Source organism: Paenibacillus pini JCM 16418 (assembly GCF_000576305.1).
Classification (GTDB): domain Bacteria; phylum Bacillota; class Bacilli; order Paenibacillales; family Paenibacillaceae; genus Paenibacillus_AQ; species Paenibacillus_AQ pini.
Genome location: NZ_BAVZ01000008.1, coordinates 119,160 through 134,906, shown reverse-complemented (window position 1 = coordinate 134,906; position 15,747 = coordinate 119,160). Strand labels below are relative to the sequence as shown.

At 45.0% G+C, this 15,747-nt stretch carries 15 protein-coding genes and 2 pseudogenes; 11 read left to right on the top strand and 6 right to left on the bottom strand.

Going from position 1 to position 15,747, the window contains the following annotated elements; translation table 11 throughout:
* Positions 1-227: 227 nt before the first annotated feature.
* On the top strand, positions 228-2,555 hold the full coding sequence (locus tag JCM16418_RS13270) for an AraC family transcriptional regulator (protein ID WP_081765435.1): 2,328 nt from the start codon (positions 228-230) through the stop codon (positions 2,553-2,555).
* Positions 2,556-2,775: 220 nt separating this feature from the next.
* Here JCM16418_RS13270 and JCM16418_RS13265 read toward each other — a convergent pair whose 3' ends face one another.
* On the bottom strand, positions 2,776-4,290 hold the full coding sequence (locus tag JCM16418_RS13265; RefSeq protein ID WP_036649641.1) for an arylsulfatase: 1,515 nt from the start codon (positions 4,288-4,290) through the stop codon (positions 2,776-2,778).
* Between the two features lie 217 nt (positions 4,291-4,507).
* On the opposite strand from JCM16418_RS13265, the gene JCM16418_RS13260 reads away from it, so the two are divergent.
* From JCM16418_RS13260 to JCM16418_RS24695, 5 genes and pseudogenes are all read left to right on the top strand, one after another.
* Complete coding sequence (locus JCM16418_RS13260) at positions 4,508-5,122, top strand: chromate transporter (RefSeq protein ID WP_036649639.1); 615 nt, start codon at positions 4,508-4,510, stop codon at positions 5,120-5,122.
* A 31-nt stretch (positions 5,123-5,153) separates the two neighbouring features.
* A complete protein-coding gene (locus JCM16418_RS13255) occupies positions 5,154-5,579 on the top strand; it encodes a chromate transporter (protein WP_242403832.1) in 426 nt (141 codons plus the stop codon).
* Positions 5,580-5,681: 102 nt separating this feature from the next.
* Positions 5,682-6,906, top strand: a pseudogene (locus JCM16418_RS13250) (ROK family protein).
* Between the two features lie 105 nt (positions 6,907-7,011).
* The gene (locus JCM16418_RS13245) at positions 7,012-7,968 is read left to right on the top strand and encodes a formylglycine-generating enzyme family protein (RefSeq protein ID WP_081765440.1); all 957 of its coding nucleotides are present in this window, start codon (positions 7,012-7,014) and stop codon (positions 7,966-7,968) included.
* Between the two features lie 104 nt (positions 7,969-8,072).
* Entirely contained in the window at positions 8,073-8,375 is a 303-nt protein-coding gene (locus JCM16418_RS24695; RefSeq protein ID WP_158442431.1) for a hypothetical protein, read from the top strand.
* Between the two features lie 7 nt (positions 8,376-8,382).
* On the opposite strand, the pseudogene JCM16418_RS13240 reads toward JCM16418_RS24695, so the two are convergent.
* A pseudogene (locus tag JCM16418_RS13240) lies at positions 8,383-9,155 on the bottom strand (DeoR/GlpR family DNA-binding transcription regulator).
* A 233-nt stretch (positions 9,156-9,388) separates the two neighbouring features.
* Between JCM16418_RS13240 and JCM16418_RS26670 the strand changes: the two are divergent.
* The 4 genes from JCM16418_RS26670 to JCM16418_RS25920 all read left to right on the top strand — a co-directional run bounded on the left by JCM16418_RS26670 (position 9,389) and on the right by JCM16418_RS25920 (position 11,229).
* Positions 9,389-9,631 (top strand): metallophosphoesterase, encoded by a 243-nt coding sequence (locus tag JCM16418_RS26670; protein WP_306304781.1) that lies wholly within the window; start codon positions 9,389-9,391, stop codon positions 9,629-9,631.
* An 83-nt stretch (positions 9,632-9,714) separates the two neighbouring features.
* Positions 9,715-10,350: a metallophosphoesterase family protein gene (locus JCM16418_RS13235; RefSeq protein WP_373280713.1), complete on the top strand. Its 636-nt coding sequence runs from the start codon at positions 9,715-9,717 to the stop codon at positions 10,348-10,350.
* A gap of 22 nt (positions 10,351-10,372) precedes the next feature.
* Entirely contained in the window at positions 10,373-10,966 is a 594-nt protein-coding gene (locus JCM16418_RS13230) for an EamA family transporter (protein ID WP_242403830.1), read from the top strand.
* A 44-nt stretch (positions 10,967-11,010) separates the two neighbouring features.
* Complete coding sequence (locus JCM16418_RS25920; RefSeq protein WP_242403829.1) at positions 11,011-11,229, top strand: EamA family transporter; 219 nt, start codon at positions 11,011-11,013, stop codon at positions 11,227-11,229.
* Positions 11,230-11,243: 14 nt separating this feature from the next.
* Here the strand turns inward: JCM16418_RS25920 and JCM16418_RS13225 are convergent, their stop codons facing one another.
* On the bottom strand, positions 11,244-11,549 hold the full coding sequence (locus JCM16418_RS13225; protein WP_148298809.1) for a transporter suffix domain-containing protein: 306 nt from the start codon (positions 11,547-11,549) through the stop codon (positions 11,244-11,246).
* 409 nt (positions 11,550-11,958) lie between these two features.
* On the opposite strand from JCM16418_RS13225, the gene JCM16418_RS13220 reads away from it, so the two are divergent.
* Complete coding sequence (locus tag JCM16418_RS13220) at positions 11,959-12,390, top strand: flavodoxin domain-containing protein (RefSeq protein ID WP_036649637.1); 432 nt, start codon at positions 11,959-11,961, stop codon at positions 12,388-12,390.
* Positions 12,391-12,547: 157 nt separating this feature from the next.
* Here JCM16418_RS13220 and JCM16418_RS25305 read toward each other — a convergent pair whose 3' ends face one another.
* Genes JCM16418_RS25305 through JCM16418_RS13205 form a run of 3 tightly spaced genes read right to left on the bottom strand, consistent with a single transcriptional unit; the run spans position 12,548 to position 15,746 of the window.
* Entirely contained in the window at positions 12,548-13,225 is a 678-nt protein-coding gene (locus JCM16418_RS25305; protein ID WP_242403828.1) for an ECF transporter S component, read from the bottom strand.
* Positions 13,192-14,883, bottom strand: coding sequence for an ABC transporter ATP-binding protein (locus JCM16418_RS13210; RefSeq protein WP_036649634.1), 1,692 nt, complete (start codon positions 14,881-14,883; stop codon positions 13,192-13,194). Before JCM16418_RS13210 ends, JCM16418_RS25305 begins: the two co-directional genes overlap by 34 nt.
* On the bottom strand, positions 14,856-15,746 hold the full coding sequence (locus JCM16418_RS13205) for an energy-coupling factor transporter transmembrane component T (protein ID WP_036649631.1): 891 nt from the start codon (positions 15,744-15,746) through the stop codon (positions 14,856-14,858). The genes JCM16418_RS13210 and JCM16418_RS13205 overlap by 28 nt, the downstream gene beginning before the upstream one ends.
* Position 15,747 lies beyond the last annotated feature (1 nt).

Genomic DNA, 15,747 nt, shown 5'->3' with positions numbered 1-15,747 from the left:
AATTTAATTGCTACTTTATTGGAAATGAGAACCACAACCCCTTTAAACCCTGATGATATGCGAATTTTCACCTCTCGATTTCCTGGAGTTGCACTTTTTTGACAACGAGAATCGAACCGCTATTTATAGCAAGCAACCCATTTTTTATAAATGAAAGCCTTCTCATATGGACTTCCATTAGCTATGATGGATAACAATATCAGCAGACAGATGGGGGAGTGAGCAATATGAAAATCCATTGGACAAAAACGATGGCCTCAAAGGGAACGATGTACTGGAAAAGTATTGCTCTTGCTATATTACTTACATGCCTTCCTATCACTATTGTGAGTGGAATCAACTGGTATGTCGGAAATCAGTACCTTATTAAGCAGTATCAGCAAAATAATGAAGAACTGCTCCAAGACACAACACGGCAGATCGATGAACAATTTACACAGCTTGTACAATATTCATTACATATGATTGCGAACCCGATCCTCAAGTCTTCCCTCGCTAATTTGAACTTTATTGATCAATTTGAAAAGACACAGGAACTACTCGACACAATGACTTTCATTGAGAATGGTGATCCTCTTATTGATCAAGCGTACCTATACATTTCGGGTCAAAATAAAGTGATGCAGCCGCTACTCGGGCTCCGCTCACTGGATCGTCCTGCGGATGCAGCATCCTGGAATACAATAATGCGTGCAGATCAAAGCATTTTCTGGACGAACAAGCTTACCCGTCCATTTAATAAAGGCGGTTCTACCAATGCGATTGTGATGAAGGTGCCCTTTAATAGTCCGAACCCATATGGAGCCCTCGTGCTATATGTAAATCCCTCCAAGCTCCGTCTGAATGCGAATTCCGAACAAGTATCCTATGTCCTTGATGGCGAAGGTAAACTGATTGGACAATCCGATGCGAGTAAGCAGTATGCGGACGTACTGCCTCGCGTTCAAGAGCTTCTGGGCACGAGCAGCAGGGAATCCTATGACAGTAAGTCTAATTTCCAGCTCACCGTCAACAACAGTACATTACTCATGAACTCCCAAACCTTTTCGAAAATGGGAAGCGTGTGGACCTACGTCTCAGGTACGCCGTCATCAGCCATTACGGCTCCTACTCAGCCCTACACACATGTTGTACTTATATACTGGGAAGTATCGCTGCTTATAGCACTTGTCCTAAGCTGGTTTGCTTCGAATCGAATGTACCAGCCTATTCGTAAAATTATGGACATGTTCAAAGAAGGAAAACCTGAGGCCTCCTCAGAGCATAATGAAATGAAGTATATCGAGGAGAAATGGAAACAACATCGATTTGCTAACGAAACGTTGCAAAGTCATTTAGATCATTCCATACCTCAAGTTCGAGAAGCATTTATGAATCAATTTGTCTCGGGTCAAGCTGCGCATCTGACCGAAACCGAAATTATAGAGAAATTGCAATCGTTGCAGCTCGATATCACTAATCAGCATTTCTCTATTGTCATCTGCCAGCTCCATCCTCTTAGTGAAGATCGTGGCCAGCTTACGGCAAAGGATGCACAGCTCCTAACCTATGCCGCTATCAACTTATTGGACGAGATGTCCGGGTGCATGGCTTCGTATGTACATACAATCGATTATATGGATGGCTCTTTCGCAGTAATCTTGATGGCTCCATCCCCAGCGTCTCCGGACAATTTGAAGCAACAGCTCATGCATTTATGCACCGATATGATTCAAACTTTACATGACGTACTTTCAATGCCTGCAACGATTGTTGTGAATGGCCCTACTCCTACATGGACTGACGTTCCTTTTCTACTAGAGCAGGCAAGAAGGGCACTGAGCTACCGCAGCTTTATTTCAGATAGCCAGCTATTAGATGCTGCGGTCGTATTGGAGCAAGTGAATCTGCAAATTGAGTTTCCCTATGATTTGGAGCAAGAATTTACCCACACACTAAATCTTGGCTTGGAAGACACCGCCGTCGATATCCTCAACCGATTAGTACATGCAATGCAGAATGACGGAGCCCCTGAATGGGTCGTTCACCAAGGTCTAATGAGGCTAAAAAATAACCTGTACCGTTCCATGCTTCAATCAGGACATAATCCTTATGCACTGTATGATGGAGTGAAATTACAAGAGGAACTAGAGGCACTTCGTGATCCAAACGCCTGTATTCATTGGTTCCGCACACGTATTATCAAGCCATATATAGACATCCTGAATAAAAGCTATCATCATTCAATCAAACATGTCGTGGATCAAATCATCGTCACCATTAACGAAAATTATATGAGTGATCTCTCACTTGAAACATTTGCATCTGATGCTAACGTAAGTGTATCCCAGCTTAGCAAGGCATTCCGGCAAATGACAGGCTCTAATTACATTGATTACTTAACCTCTGTCAAAATAAATCATTGCAAGAAGCTTCTCGTCACTTCCGATATGAAGATCAGTGAAATTGCCAAAACCGTCGGCTATCAGCCGCCCTATCTCAACCGGATGTTCAAGAAGCTTGAGGGCATGACGCCGGGACAATATCGTGAACAATGTAGCGCCAAAAATGAGTAATGTTTATTTCGGATCAAACCAAAATCAGTAATTCGTCCGCTTGTCATCAAGCCACTACGGCTCGGAGGGTTCTTGCGATCGCTGTTAAAGTCCGATTTACGGATTGTCGTTTCTCCAGAATCCCTCCGACTCTCCGCTCTGCTGTACGCATAATTCAAAAAAATAGGGGTGCCCGTCAGCCAAATAATGGCTTATAGGGCACCCCTCTCTTGTATCTTCTTTAGCTTCGAATATGCGACAATACCGCAACGGGCTTACGTCCGACAATCAGACTTGTACCGTCAGAGTACCCCTCTTCTCGTCCTTCCAGCTCATGGATGAGCACAGAGCGCCAATATGCTACTCGTTCCTGCTGGTCTTCATCATCAATGGCATTATGAAGCTCCTGAGGATCTTGACTTAATACGAAGAACTGCTCAGCACCCGACTGCGAATACCAAATGAATTTCTCTTTTCCATCCGTAACCCAGTGATTAGATAACTTGCCCTGAGTTTGTTCCCCGTGAAGATAAGCACGCCAATCGGGGTTGCTGCTTGCAGTACCCTCTTCATTGCTGATCGCTGTGGCTTGGCTAGAAGCCAGCTTCCACACGCTATCCCCTTCAACCGTGGCTGGAATCGGCACACCCGCTGCATCCAGCATGGATGGCATAATATCACGCATTTCTACAATTTCTTGACACACTTTACCTTTGACCAAGTTTAAGCGATTCCCCGGATCATTCACAATAAACGGTACCCTTGTACTCCCTTCGTATGGAAGGGATTTACGGAATAAGTTATGATCGCCCAGCAATTCACCATGGTCTGATGTGAACATAATGATTGTATTATTCGTCTCACCGTACTCACTCAAGGCCTGCAAGAATCGACCAATCTGGTGATCAATATGTGTGATGAGCGCGTAATACGCAGCTATCGCTCTTTTCAGCCGCCGCTTTGGTACAATCCCCTTGCTTGTAACCGGGTTTAAGCCCTCTTGATCATCATCCACTTCCATAGCCCAGTCACCAATAGGCGGCATGGGGATATCTGCATCCGTATATAAATCGAGATAAGCTTGCGGCGGATCGAACGGTGGATGTGGCCTAACGAATGACATCCATAAGAAGAAGGGCTTGCTCGGATCACGTCGCCGTAGGAAATCAATCGATTCCGTAACCACCCAATTGGTAGGATGCTGCATTTCAGCCAAGTGCCATGGCCTTGCGACCGTCGATGAGTTGCAGTCAAGTCCAAGATCCGTCATATCGGCGCCGGGAACCCGCTCCCGTAACCAATTAAGATAGTCATCCACCTCGTCGTAATGTTCTCTAACAGGGATGCTGTGGTTGTTACGATTATGATGCAAATACCCATCATGCAAAACAACATTGTGAAAGCCCATTAAATTACGGGCTGGATATACATGCATTTTGCCAACACACTGCGTGTGATAGCCAGCTTGTGCCAGTTCACCTGGAAGCGTCTCCGTGTAATTCCATGGCACACAGTCTTGATACCCCACGCGACCATGCGTCCGTTGTGACTGACCCGTAAATATAGCAGCGCGAGCAGGGACACAGGTTGGTGTCGCTGAATAGGCTCGGTCAAACCGAACCCCTGTACGAGAGAGCTCGTCCAGATTCGGTGTTTCCACGACGGGATGACCTGCGATGCTTAAGCAATCAAAACGCATTTGATCGACCGTAATAAGTAGAATATTCGGCTTATTCGATTCGTTATTTGTATTCAATCTATTTCGCTCCTTATCCGTCAAATTGAATTGAAGCTCACTTCATTAAAACATCCATTTTAGAATAAAGTAAATGGATTTTTGTGATATAAATATGTAATTATATGTTTTTTCTACTTTAATTTAAATTATTTATTAATCTTTATTCCAAAAAGAATTTAAGTGTTATATACTAACCACAAAACGTACTCCATTGATGTGAAAGAAGGCTGCTTATATGTCATCGACAGTTATCCCTAACCAAATACAATTATCCCTGAAGTTATTCACTTCCTTTCTGAAAATAGGACCCACCACATTCGGGGGAGGCTATGCGATCCTTCATGTCATTGATAAGGAATTCACAGAGCATCGCAAATGGCTTAGCTCCCAAGAGATGACTGAAATTACCGCCCTTTCGGGCGCAGCCCCAGGGGGTATCGGTGTAAATGTCGCCGCACTCATCGGCTACCGCATTGCGGGTATTCCTGGACTGCTCTGCTCTATATTCGGCATCTCAATGCCCACAACTCTCATTATGCTCATGCTTTGTGCAACAGCCTCTGGGCTAAGTGATAATCCATTAATCCAAGCCGCTTTAATGGGCATTAAGCCCACCATCGTCGCTTTGATCGCATATGCTGCTGTCCGTATGGGCAAACAGACGCTGAAACACCCACTTCCATGGAGCATTACGGTGACCTGTATACTGTTACTTCTGTGCTTTCCCATCCATCCCCTGCTCATCCTTGGTATAGGAACGATGATTGGGTTGGTTGTAGAAGCAGCTTCAAATTCATCCAAACACAACATACGTGACCAACAAGAACAAGGCAAACATCATATGATGTAGCCTTTCTCTACAGAGGAAAGAGGTGATAAGCATGCTTTTCACACTATTTTGGACTTTTTTTAAAATTGGATTTATGTCTTTCGGTGGTGGCTACGCGATGCTACCTATTATGGAACATGCGGCATTAAGTCATGGCTGGTTGAACACCCAGCAGTATTCTGAAGCGATCGCTTTAGCTGGGATGTCACCCGGCCCAGTCGCTATGAATAGCGCTGTGTATATTGGCTATACTGCTGGCGGCTGGGCAGGCAGTGTATTCGCTTCGCTTGGTATGATGCTTCCGTCTGCAATCATCATGTTTTTGGTTGCCACGATTTTTTACCGTGTGTATGATAATCATTGGGTACAAGCTGCATTAAACGGTATGAAACCAGCCGTCATTGCGCTTATTGCCTATGCAGCTTACACGATGACCATTCAATCAGGCCTTGTTAAAGGTCTGTCGATAAGCACGTAGCTAGCGCAGCCATTTGTATAGCATCACTGATTGCCATGATTCGTTATCATGTGCATCCGCTAGTCATCATTCTTGTTTCAGGAATAGTGGGGATTTGGATATATGCATAATCAAGATCAATTACGTATAGAAGCTAAAGAACGCATACCATCGCCTAAAGCGAAAGAGCTGTTCTTTGACATTCGCCGTACATATGAAATTGCCAAAAATGATCTCTTAACCGCAAGTGGCCTAACCGTAAGCACGTTAACTCGTGTATTGGACGAACTTACATCCATCGGTATCATCACTGAAAGTGGATTAGGAGCCTCTACTGGTGGTAGACGCCCAATCCTCTATCAGGTCACGGCAGCCTATGGGTATGCTTTTGGACTTGATATATCACGGGTCGCATCCAGGCTCATTTTGCTAGATTTAGCGGGTAATCCAGTAGACCGTATCGAATATTCAATGTCAGTGGAGTCGACGCCTGAGGTATTTATTGACTGGGTCGTTACACAGGTTGAAGTGTGGACACTCAAGCATCAGCTCAAGTTCGAGCAAATTATTGGTATGGGTATTGGCGCCGTAGGGCCCTTGAACCGCGTAACCGGAATCATTGAGGAGCCGGAATGGTTTGCTGCTCCGGGATGGAGACATGTGGATATTGTACGTCAACTTGAAGAGAATTTGCGGATTCCTGTTCTATTAGATAACGGTGCGAACACAGCAATCATCGCAGAGTCATGGGCTAATCGCGCCAAAGACTTCAGACATATGCTATATGTGCATGGAGGGACTGGTCTTCGCCTCGCTATGATGTCAGATCATAAGCTGATTCACGGCGCTGTGGATATGGAGGGTTCTTTGGCCAATGATTATTCAGGCAGACGGTATCCCTTACCGAACGACGCAAGGGAACTATGGTTGCCTTGATTCCTATGCTTCCGTCTATGCCATTGAAAGAGAAGTAAATGCTAGGCTCCGAACCGGGAGAAGCAGCTGCCTTGAGGGGATGCTTCAGCGGGATGAGCCCGCAAGCTTCGCCCATATTATGCAAGCTCTGAAGTTGCTTGATCCTATGGTGACCGAGGTGGTGACGCAGGCTGCAACTTATTTTGGAATTGGCCTTGCTAATCTGCTGAATATTCTAAATCCAGAGAAGGTCGTACTAGGTGGCCCCTTAATGACCGATTCCAATTTATTTTTTTATACAGCAACGCAGACCGCGATCCGCAAAACCTACCAATATCCCAAATATCAAGTCATCTTTAGCAAGGGTAATTACGGAGAGGAAGCCATTGCCATTGGAGCGGCTCTACTCATGCTGGATCAATTAACTGTATAGAGAGGAGTGTCCGCCATGACAACTGTATCCAATACCAATGAACCATCCCTGAAGGAAGCATCCCATACTTCCACAGAGAAACCTACCTGCTGCGCTTCAAGACGAATGGACTTACATATTGATTCCGATACCCCATTGCATGGTTCCGATTCAACTACTGAGCGCACGAATTCCTTATCTTATAATGATGCTGCACCGCGCTCCATACTTCATCCATCTTCGATCATCCCTGCTGGGACTTACATCCTTGGCACAGACGATAACGAGGGCTTCCCGGCAGATGCTGAAGGACCCGCTCGCCCTGTTAAGGTTGAATCATTCCGTATTTCGCCTTATGCGGTGACCAATTCAGACTTCTCTACTTTTGTTGCAGCCACAGGCTACATCACTGAAGCAGAACAATTCGGTTGGTCCTATGTATTCCATCTGTTGATACCAGATCCACAGCAGGTCACCATCATTGGCTCACCGCAGCATACTCCATGGTGGCTTGGTGTAGAGAATGCTTATTGGCGGCAGCCAGAAGGTCCAGAAAGTGATCTGACTGATCGAATGAACCATCCGGTGGTGCATATCTCATGGAACGATGCCGCGGCTTATTGCGATTGGGCAGGCGTTCGCTTACCTACTGAAATTGAATGGGAAGCTGCGGCTCGGGGTGGATTAGAACGGAAGCGCTATCCATGGGGAGACGTTCTGCGTCCGAATGGAGAACATCGCTGCAACATTTGGCAGGGCGTATTTCCAACTAAAAATCATGCCAGCGATGGTTATATAGGAACTGCTCCCGTGGACGCCTATCAGCCTAATGGGTATGGGCTCTACAACGTTTCAGGCAACGTCTGGGAATGGTGTGCGGACTGGTTCACTTCTTCTCCAGATCAGCGAGGTTCCGCTGCCATGCCCCATGGGCCAAAACACGGAACTGCCCGCCTGATGAAGGGTGGCTCGTATCTATGCCATCATTCCTACTGCAACCGATACCGTATCGCTGCACGCAGTAGTAATACTCCGGATAGCTCTTCGGGGAATACAGGATTTCGAGTTGTACAAGATTTATAGGGGGATTCTCACTTTGGTGTGAACTCCTATTCTAAATCCATGGTCAAGAAAAGTTGAACTATGGTATATCAAATGTATAAAGAAATCGCTCCTTTGGAATGGTGGTGATACTCCCATTTTACCAAAGAGCGATTTCTTTTTGTGTATTTAGAGAAGATTCAGATACTTTTTTGCTTAAAACAGCGGAGAGTACGGAACGATTGTGGAAAAGCGGCAGCGGTCGCCTTGGTCTCCAGATTTTCACCGCCAAGGGGAATGACAAAAATCTGGAGAGCACAGCGATTGGAACAACGGTCCGTTCGCGTAGCGTTCTCGCGAGCGCAACCGTCTATCCCACTTTTCAAAAACATTTCTTGGCTTATGGCACAGCATTTTTGGATATTCGAGCTAGATACACCCTACCATAACCTATTATTACTTCTCTCCTACAAGGATCTCAACGTCCAGCTTGTGAAGCGCATCGATCCATTCCTTCGTACAACCCGTATCGGTTACAATCATGGATATTTGCTCGATCGGTGCAATTTGAGCGAAGGTGGTGACGCCGAACTTGGAATGATCAACTACCAAAATAGCTTCCTCCGTTCGCTGCATCATTTTACGCGACAACAGAGCCTCCTCCAAATGATATTCGGTAATTCCATCAGGTAGCGAGACCCCTCCTGCAGAAATAAAAGCCTTGTTTACTTTGAACTGATCCAGTAATTGATGAGTAATTACGCCCGTTGCGGCTGATAGCTCGGGTTCACCTCGCCCCCGGCAAAAATAATCTTGCCCTGGAATTCCTCCAGCGCACAGGTCAAAATAGGTACGGCATTTGTAATCACGGTCACATCCGCACGATCCTTTAAATGTCGCATGATTTCCAGCGTTGTCGTACCGTTGTCCAGAATTACCGTTTCGCCATACTCAACAAGTGAAGCTGCAAGCTTGCCAATTACCTGTTTCTCGCTCTGATGCATCTGTGAACGCTTCAGAAATGTCGGTTCAATCATCTCGGAGCGTATCCGTACGGCTCCTCCGTACACTTTACGTAGTCTCCCCTCTTTCTCTAGACGATCCAAGTCACGCCGTATCGTCTCTGTGGATACATTAAATAAAGTTGCTAGTGCATGCACCTGCACCTTTCCATCTATATCGACTTGGGCGAGGATCGTCTCCCGCCGTTCTTCATAGGTTAAGGACATATCGTAATTCCTCCTGTATATAGCCATTCCATAAGGATTTCATGTGTTTTGTTGTTGTTTTCACTTTGTTTATTATCTCCTATTATCTATGTAAAAAGAAATCCCGTCCACATTATTAATGTAAAATGAGTGTAAATATTGAATTGACAGATTGTAAACGTAGAGCTAAAATCAACTGAAAACCACATAAAAACACAATAATCAACACAAGGCAAACAAGGGGGAAATTTGGGATGAGTTACTGCTTATCTTTTCAGAAAGATGATACTTTTAAAATCGTGCAGTTTACGGATCTTCATTGGATGGACGGAAGAACGGAGGATCAGCGTACCCGTGAATTAATGGAGAACGTTCTGGATGCAGAACAACCCGATCTTGTTGTGTTTACGGGAGATGTCGTATATGCAGGTCCGGTCTCACCTGGAGATGTCGAATGTGAAGATCCGGCGCAAGCCTTTCGAGATGCTGTGCCTTAGTTGAAGAACGCGGCATAAAGTGGTCCTTTGTATTTGGTAATCATGATACCGAAAGCCGGATTACCCGTGATGAGCTTATGCAGGTGGCGCTTGAGCATCAGCATATCGTAGCGGACGCAGGGCCCGAAGAGCTTCAAGGCTCAGGTAATTATACGGTTGAGCTAGTCGATTCCGAAGGTAAGCCAGCGGCTGCACTTTATTTCCTTGACTCGGGCGCCTACTCTCCTCTTCCAGAGGTTCCCGGCTATGGCTGGATTGAACGTGAACAAATCAATTGGCTAGCAAGTGAATCCTCACGGCTAAATCCACAAGACACCAAGAAGAAACTCCCTGCTCTCGCTTTCTTTCATATCCCAATTCCTGAATATCAGGAAATGTGGGACACCCAAGTGTGCCAAGGGAATAAATTCGAGCCGGTGTGCTGCCCTCAAGTCAACTCAGGATTATTCACAGCCCTACTTGAAATGGGTGATGTGATGGGTACCTTTTGCGGGCATGACCACACCAATGATTTTGAAGGCACCCTACATGGCGTTCGGCTCTGTTACGGGCGGGCAAGCGGCTACAATACGTATGGTCGAGAGGGCTTTATGCGAGGCGCTCGCGTCATTAAACTGACCCTTGGAGACCGCGAATTTGAAACATGGCTTCGTCTGGTAGATGGTTCCGTTGTACGTAACCAGCCCATTCATGATCCTAATAACATAATCGAGAACTAGTCTTCTGAGGGGCTGACATCTAATGCTATTACCTATTCTTCTAGTCATTGCCTCCGGTATGGCACATGCTGTCTGGAGTATGTTCACCAAAAAAAGCCGCAATAAGAGCGTCTTCCTGTGGTCGATTATGATGGTAGCTACCATTCTACTACTGCCTGTATTAATCATAGAGCTGTGGCATAATCCAATGAATGCAGGCTCCTATGGTCTACTGATTTTATCAATAGCCTTACAGGCTCTATACTCATGGCTCTTATCACAGACCTATGAGCTTGGTGATTTGTCGCAAATTTATCCGATTATGCGTGGCACAAGCACACTGCTCGTCCCGATCATCGGCGTACTTTTCCTTAGTGAATCATTATCTGTATTTGGATGGATCGGGATTGTCTGTATGCTTGGAGGGTTCACCATCCTGAGTGGAGTTGGCTCGCGCAGCAAGCCATCAAACCCCAAAACACAAGGGATGAAGCCGGTCTTGATGGCTTTATGTGTTGGGCTGTGCACAACCTGCTATGTATTCGTTGACAAGCTAAACCTAGAGCATATTTCACCGCTCGCATTACTGGAGGTCACGAATATCGGTTTCGTGGCTGGCCTGACCCCAGCGTCCTAGCTTCACGACAAATCTGGGCGGAATGGAAAGTCAATAAATCTACCATGATGCTAGGTGCCATCCTGAATCCAGGATCCTATCTACTATTCCTGTTCGCGATGCAACAAGCACCGATGGCTCATATCAGTCCTCTGCGCGAAATAGGGACTGTATTTGCTACATTCCTTGGCATACTGCTCTTGAAGGAGCAAAATGGCTTGAAGCGAATCTTATGTTCTGTAGTCATCTTCTGTGGCATTCTGCTTATTGGCATATGGGGATAGCAAGATGATTAAAGCTACTTCTGACTCCGCTTCTTCGGAAGGAAGTAGCTTTTAAATTTCTTAGCCATTTCTTTCCCAACCAATAGAGTACCCACCCAAAACAATACTTCTGCAAAAATGATTGCACCTGTAATGATCATTGCCTTTTCCTTTGTTGGAAGAGGTGTGAACGGTGCAATTACAGGAATAAGCCAAGAAAGCATGGATACGACAAGCAGACCCACACCTATTTTGAAATATATGGATTTTTTCTTTGGCGTTGGTGTGGTGGTTGAGGTGGTTGGTATGGTTATCGGTATCTCTTCTTTCTTGACTGTCATGTTATCTTGATCCAAATTCGTAACCCCCGCATCTAACTTCAATATAGTTTAGTTAACTAATCTATATAGATTAGACTGTGTATTGTCAAGAAAATAGAGTGATCATGGATAAATCAAACAAAAGAACGTTACGGCCTCTTCCCAACCTGAAGCCATGACGTTCTTTATTTGTCTACAGCAGCATAAAAATGACTCTCTTAGTAATTAGTACTTCGTACATCTTTCACTACGATTTTGTAAACTATGAATACATTCGGTAAAATGAAATGAAATCACCTTAGTCATTACCAAGTATCTCAACTAACTATTTTCTCGATATGAAGGATAAATGATCGATAAAAGGAAATCATTGATATATGAGTAGGTTAGCTGAGCAACCAAATATTTTAGCTGAGAAAGGTGAGAATTCATGACCGTACTTATTATATATTCAACGAAATCTGGGGCAACCGAACAGTGTGCAACAATACTATCTCAAGAGCTCTCTGAGTCTAAGACCTGCAATATTGAAGCAGAGAAGCCAAATATCGAGGAATTCGATTCGATTATTATCGGGGCTGGGGTGAGAGACGGAAAAATATATAAACCGATTCGTGACTTTATCAAAAAAAATAAGGCAGAGTTGTTAACCAAGCGCATGGGTTACTATATCTGTAATGAGAAACCGAAAAAAACGGAAGAAATCATAGAGGCGAATTTCCCTGAGGATCTAAGAGAAGCAGCGATCTGTATTGAATCATTTGGCGGTTATAAGGCAGCTTCCCTTCCTAAGGAAGATTCTGATCAACTAAAAGGAATAATCATAGAGAACGTAAAGGCATTTGCAGAACATTTTAAATAAAAAACAAATTGAATGATCATTATTGATTGCCAAGAGGTAGTAAATTGTAGGAAGACCATACATAAGGGGCGAAGCCTATTCCGGCTTCGCCCCTTCTTTGTTCTATCTCAGGGCTCGATGAGCCCATATTTGGTTTTGATTCGGTCTAATTTTTCAATCATAGCTTCGCCATGATCAATAGGAAGAATACTGTTGCAATCGCATGCACCATATCAAACCAAAAGCCTGAGATATACGTAGCGAGCAGCGCCTTCCATGTGAAGTGTGATGTAAACATGAGTAGTGATCCTATATTAATGATCCCACCGTATATGATGAAGGTCGATAATCCTCCAAATAGACAGAGAGAAATCTTCGTTTTTTTGAGGAGACCTTTTTTAAATAAAATCCCTGCCAGAAATCCGATAATGCCAAAACAGAACATTTGCCATGGTGTCCAAGGACCCTGACCAAAGAAGAAATTAGAGACGAAACCTGTCACAGCTCCAACTAAGAATCCTGCCTCAGGGCCCAAGCTCACACCTGCAATAATGACAATGGCAACAACGGGTTTAAACTGAGGAAGCATGAAGAATGCGCCCCGCCCTGCCACTGCAATCGCAGATAAGACAGCAATGACTATGAGCTCCCTGGCCTGCGGTTTTCGTTGCTCAAATACCATAGCGAATGGCACTATCGTATAGAGTACAATGAGCAGACTGATAAAATAATACTTCCGGTCATCTAATACATAAACGCCGAACATAATCGTCGCTGGGATGAGAACCAGGATCAGAACGGCTGCTAATAATGTCCGGCGGCTCAAACGTTGGCGTTCGATCGGCTTGCCCTGCATCGCATAATCACATCCTCAATCGTTACAGCTTCACTCCACACATGGCGTGCCATCCGATTAGCTGCTGTCGTATAAAAACTATTACCTGCAAAGAACGCACTCGCCGTATTCGACGTAATCATGCTTCCGTCAAAGAACATCGCGCATACCTCCCCATACTTGGCACAGAACTCAATATCATGCGAGACCATCACAATGGTAACTCCTGTTACATTAAGCTGTTTCAGAAACATCGCGAGCTTCTCCTTAAAGAAGCCATCCAGTCCCTTCGTCGGTTCATCAAGCAGCAAGATCTTCGGTTCCAATAAAAGCACCTTTGCTAGCGCAGCACGCTGCTGCTCTCCTCCACTCAAATCATACGGATGCATGCCAAGTAACGGACCGAGCTCCGCAAACGAACTAATAGCCTGCACTTTAGTCGCCTTCTCTTCCTGCGTGAGTTTGGTGAAGGTCAACATTTCATACAAATCCTCTTCGACTGTCTTTTTCACAAATAAGGTTTGCGGGTTTTGGGGAAGTACGCCTAAGTTATTCATAAAAAGCTCACTTGTACTCATTTTGGCAGGATTCTTACCGTTAATTAGCACTTTCCCTCGGTAGGGCTGCAGAATACTACTAATCAGAGATAGAGTCGTCGTCTTACCCGTACCATTCCCACCAACGATGCAATAGAATTGACCTGTCTTCACTTCAAAAGATAAGTCTTTAATGATATCTGGACCATGCTTCTCATATTTAAACCACACATCTTTAAACTTTATAGCTATCGAGCTGGATAACTCCGAGCTTCCCTTAGCATTCTCGATAAGACTGGCCGTCTTATCCTGAAGAAATCCATCCAGCCATTGGCGCCCATCCTTCACCGTAACCGGAAGACTTGCGTCCGCCGCTGGATCTACTCCAGCAACAATCTGCATCGGGGAAGGCATTGCCATAAACATAGGGTGATTCATCGAGCGTAGCGTAGCTCCGACCTGTACTGGCGTATCATCTGCGATAATCTCACCTTTATCCATGACGATTAAGCGATCTGAAATCGAAAGGATTTCCTCCAGACGATGCTCCGTAATGATGACGGTAGTACCGAGGTCACGATTGATCTTTTTCACCGTTTCCAAAAAGTCTGCTGCTGCAATGGGATCGAGCTGAGAGGTGGGTTCATCCAAAATTAGCACGGATGGATGCATCGCCATAATGGAGGCTAGGTTCAGCAGTTGCTTCTGACCTCCAGATAGCTCGGATACATTTTTGTGATACCAGGTTTGGATGCCAAAGAAGCTGGCCATTTCAGCCACGCGCAAACGAATCGTTGCTTGATCACAGCCTATATTTTCAAGTCCAAAGGCCAGCTCATGCCACACCTTATCGGTAACGATTTGGTTGTCAGGATTTTGCAAGACAAAACCGATTTGTGTAGCCTGTGCGCGGTGGTCCATCTCTTCAATAGGCTGTTCACCAAAGTAAATGTCGCCCTCACGTTTTCCATGCGGGGTAAGTATTGATTTTAAATGCCTGAGTAGAGTACTCTTCCCGCAGCCCGATTTGCCGCATATCGTAACAAACTCTCCGCTCTGAATGGTGAGATTAATATGGGTGAGTGCTCTTTGGTCTTGTTCAGGGAAGCTAAAGCTTAAGTCTTTGATTCGATATGTTTCCATTTCACAGCCTCCACCACATTCACGATTACAGGTATCATACATAGCACAAAATAGGCAATATACACGATCAAACTAAAAGGCGAAATCTCGGCTGCCTTTACCGACGGGAAGAAACGAATTGTATTCTCACCCTTCACAGCCCCTATGACAACCAGTGCGATCAGACTGATCATGAACATGGATATGATTTTATCGCGATTATCGAACCGAAATATGGAGAAGCTTGTACGACCCGGAAGTCCATACCCTCTCGATTTCATCGAATCCGCCGTTTCAATCGCATTCTCTAGTGCCCAGGTGGTCATGATGGATAGGATGGTGATCCCATTCCGTGCCCTCCTTAGGATATTGCCTTGTGAAACGTCTCTGCCAATGCATTTCTGTGCATTTGAAATCACCTTAATTTGAGTCATATACCTCGGGACAAAACGAAGCACCATTGAGAGGATGAGCGACAGCGCCGGAATGATTGTGCCGAACATATAAATGAATTTATCCGATGTCATCACCTCGTTATAGCAAGAGAACCATATAATGACCGTTACAAACATACATGCGGCCGCTACGCCAAACAGAATCGATTCCAGCGTAATCGGATTCCCATTCTTTAAATAGAAGAGAATGGTCACACCTGCATGATTAAATGCTGGGTTCATGATTGCCATAAATAAGAGCAGCGGTAACATATAGAGTAGGTTAAATTTGATCGCTCTTGAACCCTTTAACATCACGGAATAGGTGATCGCGCTGATCAGAGCTAGCATTTGAAATACCGGGTGCATAAAGACCATGCTGCACACCAATATCACAACAAAATAACCAAAATTCACGATGGGATGATAGGAAGCGAAGCTATCCCGCATA

What these genes read in the sequence shown, in the direction of transcription:
- JCM16418_RS13270 (WP_081765435.1), top strand. Translation starts at nt 228, where the DNA reads ATGAAAATCCATTGGACAAAAACGATGGCCTCAAAGGGAACGATGTAC.
- JCM16418_RS13260 (WP_036649639.1), top strand. Translation starts at nt 4,508, where the DNA reads ATGTCATCGACAGTTATCCCTAACCAAATACAATTATCCCTGAAGTTA.
- JCM16418_RS13255 (WP_242403832.1), top strand. Translation starts at nt 5,154, where the DNA reads ATGCTTTTCACACTATTTTGGACTTTTTTTAAAATTGGATTTATGTCT.
- JCM16418_RS13245 (WP_081765440.1), top strand. Translation starts at nt 7,012, where the DNA reads ATGGACTTACATATTGATTCCGATACCCCATTGCATGGTTCCGATTCA.
- JCM16418_RS26670 (WP_306304781.1), top strand. Translation starts at nt 9,389, where the DNA reads ATGAGTTACTGCTTATCTTTTCAGAAAGATGATACTTTTAAAATCGTG.
- JCM16418_RS13230 (WP_242403830.1), top strand. Translation starts at nt 10,373, where the DNA reads ATGCTATTACCTATTCTTCTAGTCATTGCCTCCGGTATGGCACATGCT.
- JCM16418_RS25920 (WP_242403829.1), top strand. Translation starts at nt 11,011, where the DNA reads ATGATGCTAGGTGCCATCCTGAATCCAGGATCCTATCTACTATTCCTG.
- JCM16418_RS13225 (WP_148298809.1), bottom strand. Translation starts at nt 11,549, where the DNA reads ATGACAGTCAAGAAAGAAGAGATACCGATAACCATACCAACCACCTCA.
- JCM16418_RS13220 (WP_036649637.1), top strand. Translation starts at nt 11,959, where the DNA reads ATGACCGTACTTATTATATATTCAACGAAATCTGGGGCAACCGAACAG.
- JCM16418_RS25305 (WP_242403828.1), bottom strand. Translation starts at nt 13,225, where the DNA reads ATGCAGGGCAAGCCGATCGAACGCCAACGTTTGAGCCGCCGGACATTA.
- JCM16418_RS13210 (WP_036649634.1), bottom strand. Translation starts at nt 14,883, where the DNA reads ATGGAAACATATCGAATCAAAGACTTAAGCTTTAGCTTCCCTGAACAA.
- JCM16418_RS13205 (WP_036649631.1), bottom strand. Translation starts at nt 15,746, where the DNA reads ATGCGGGATAGCTTCGCTTCCTATCATCCCATCGTGAATTTTGGTTAT.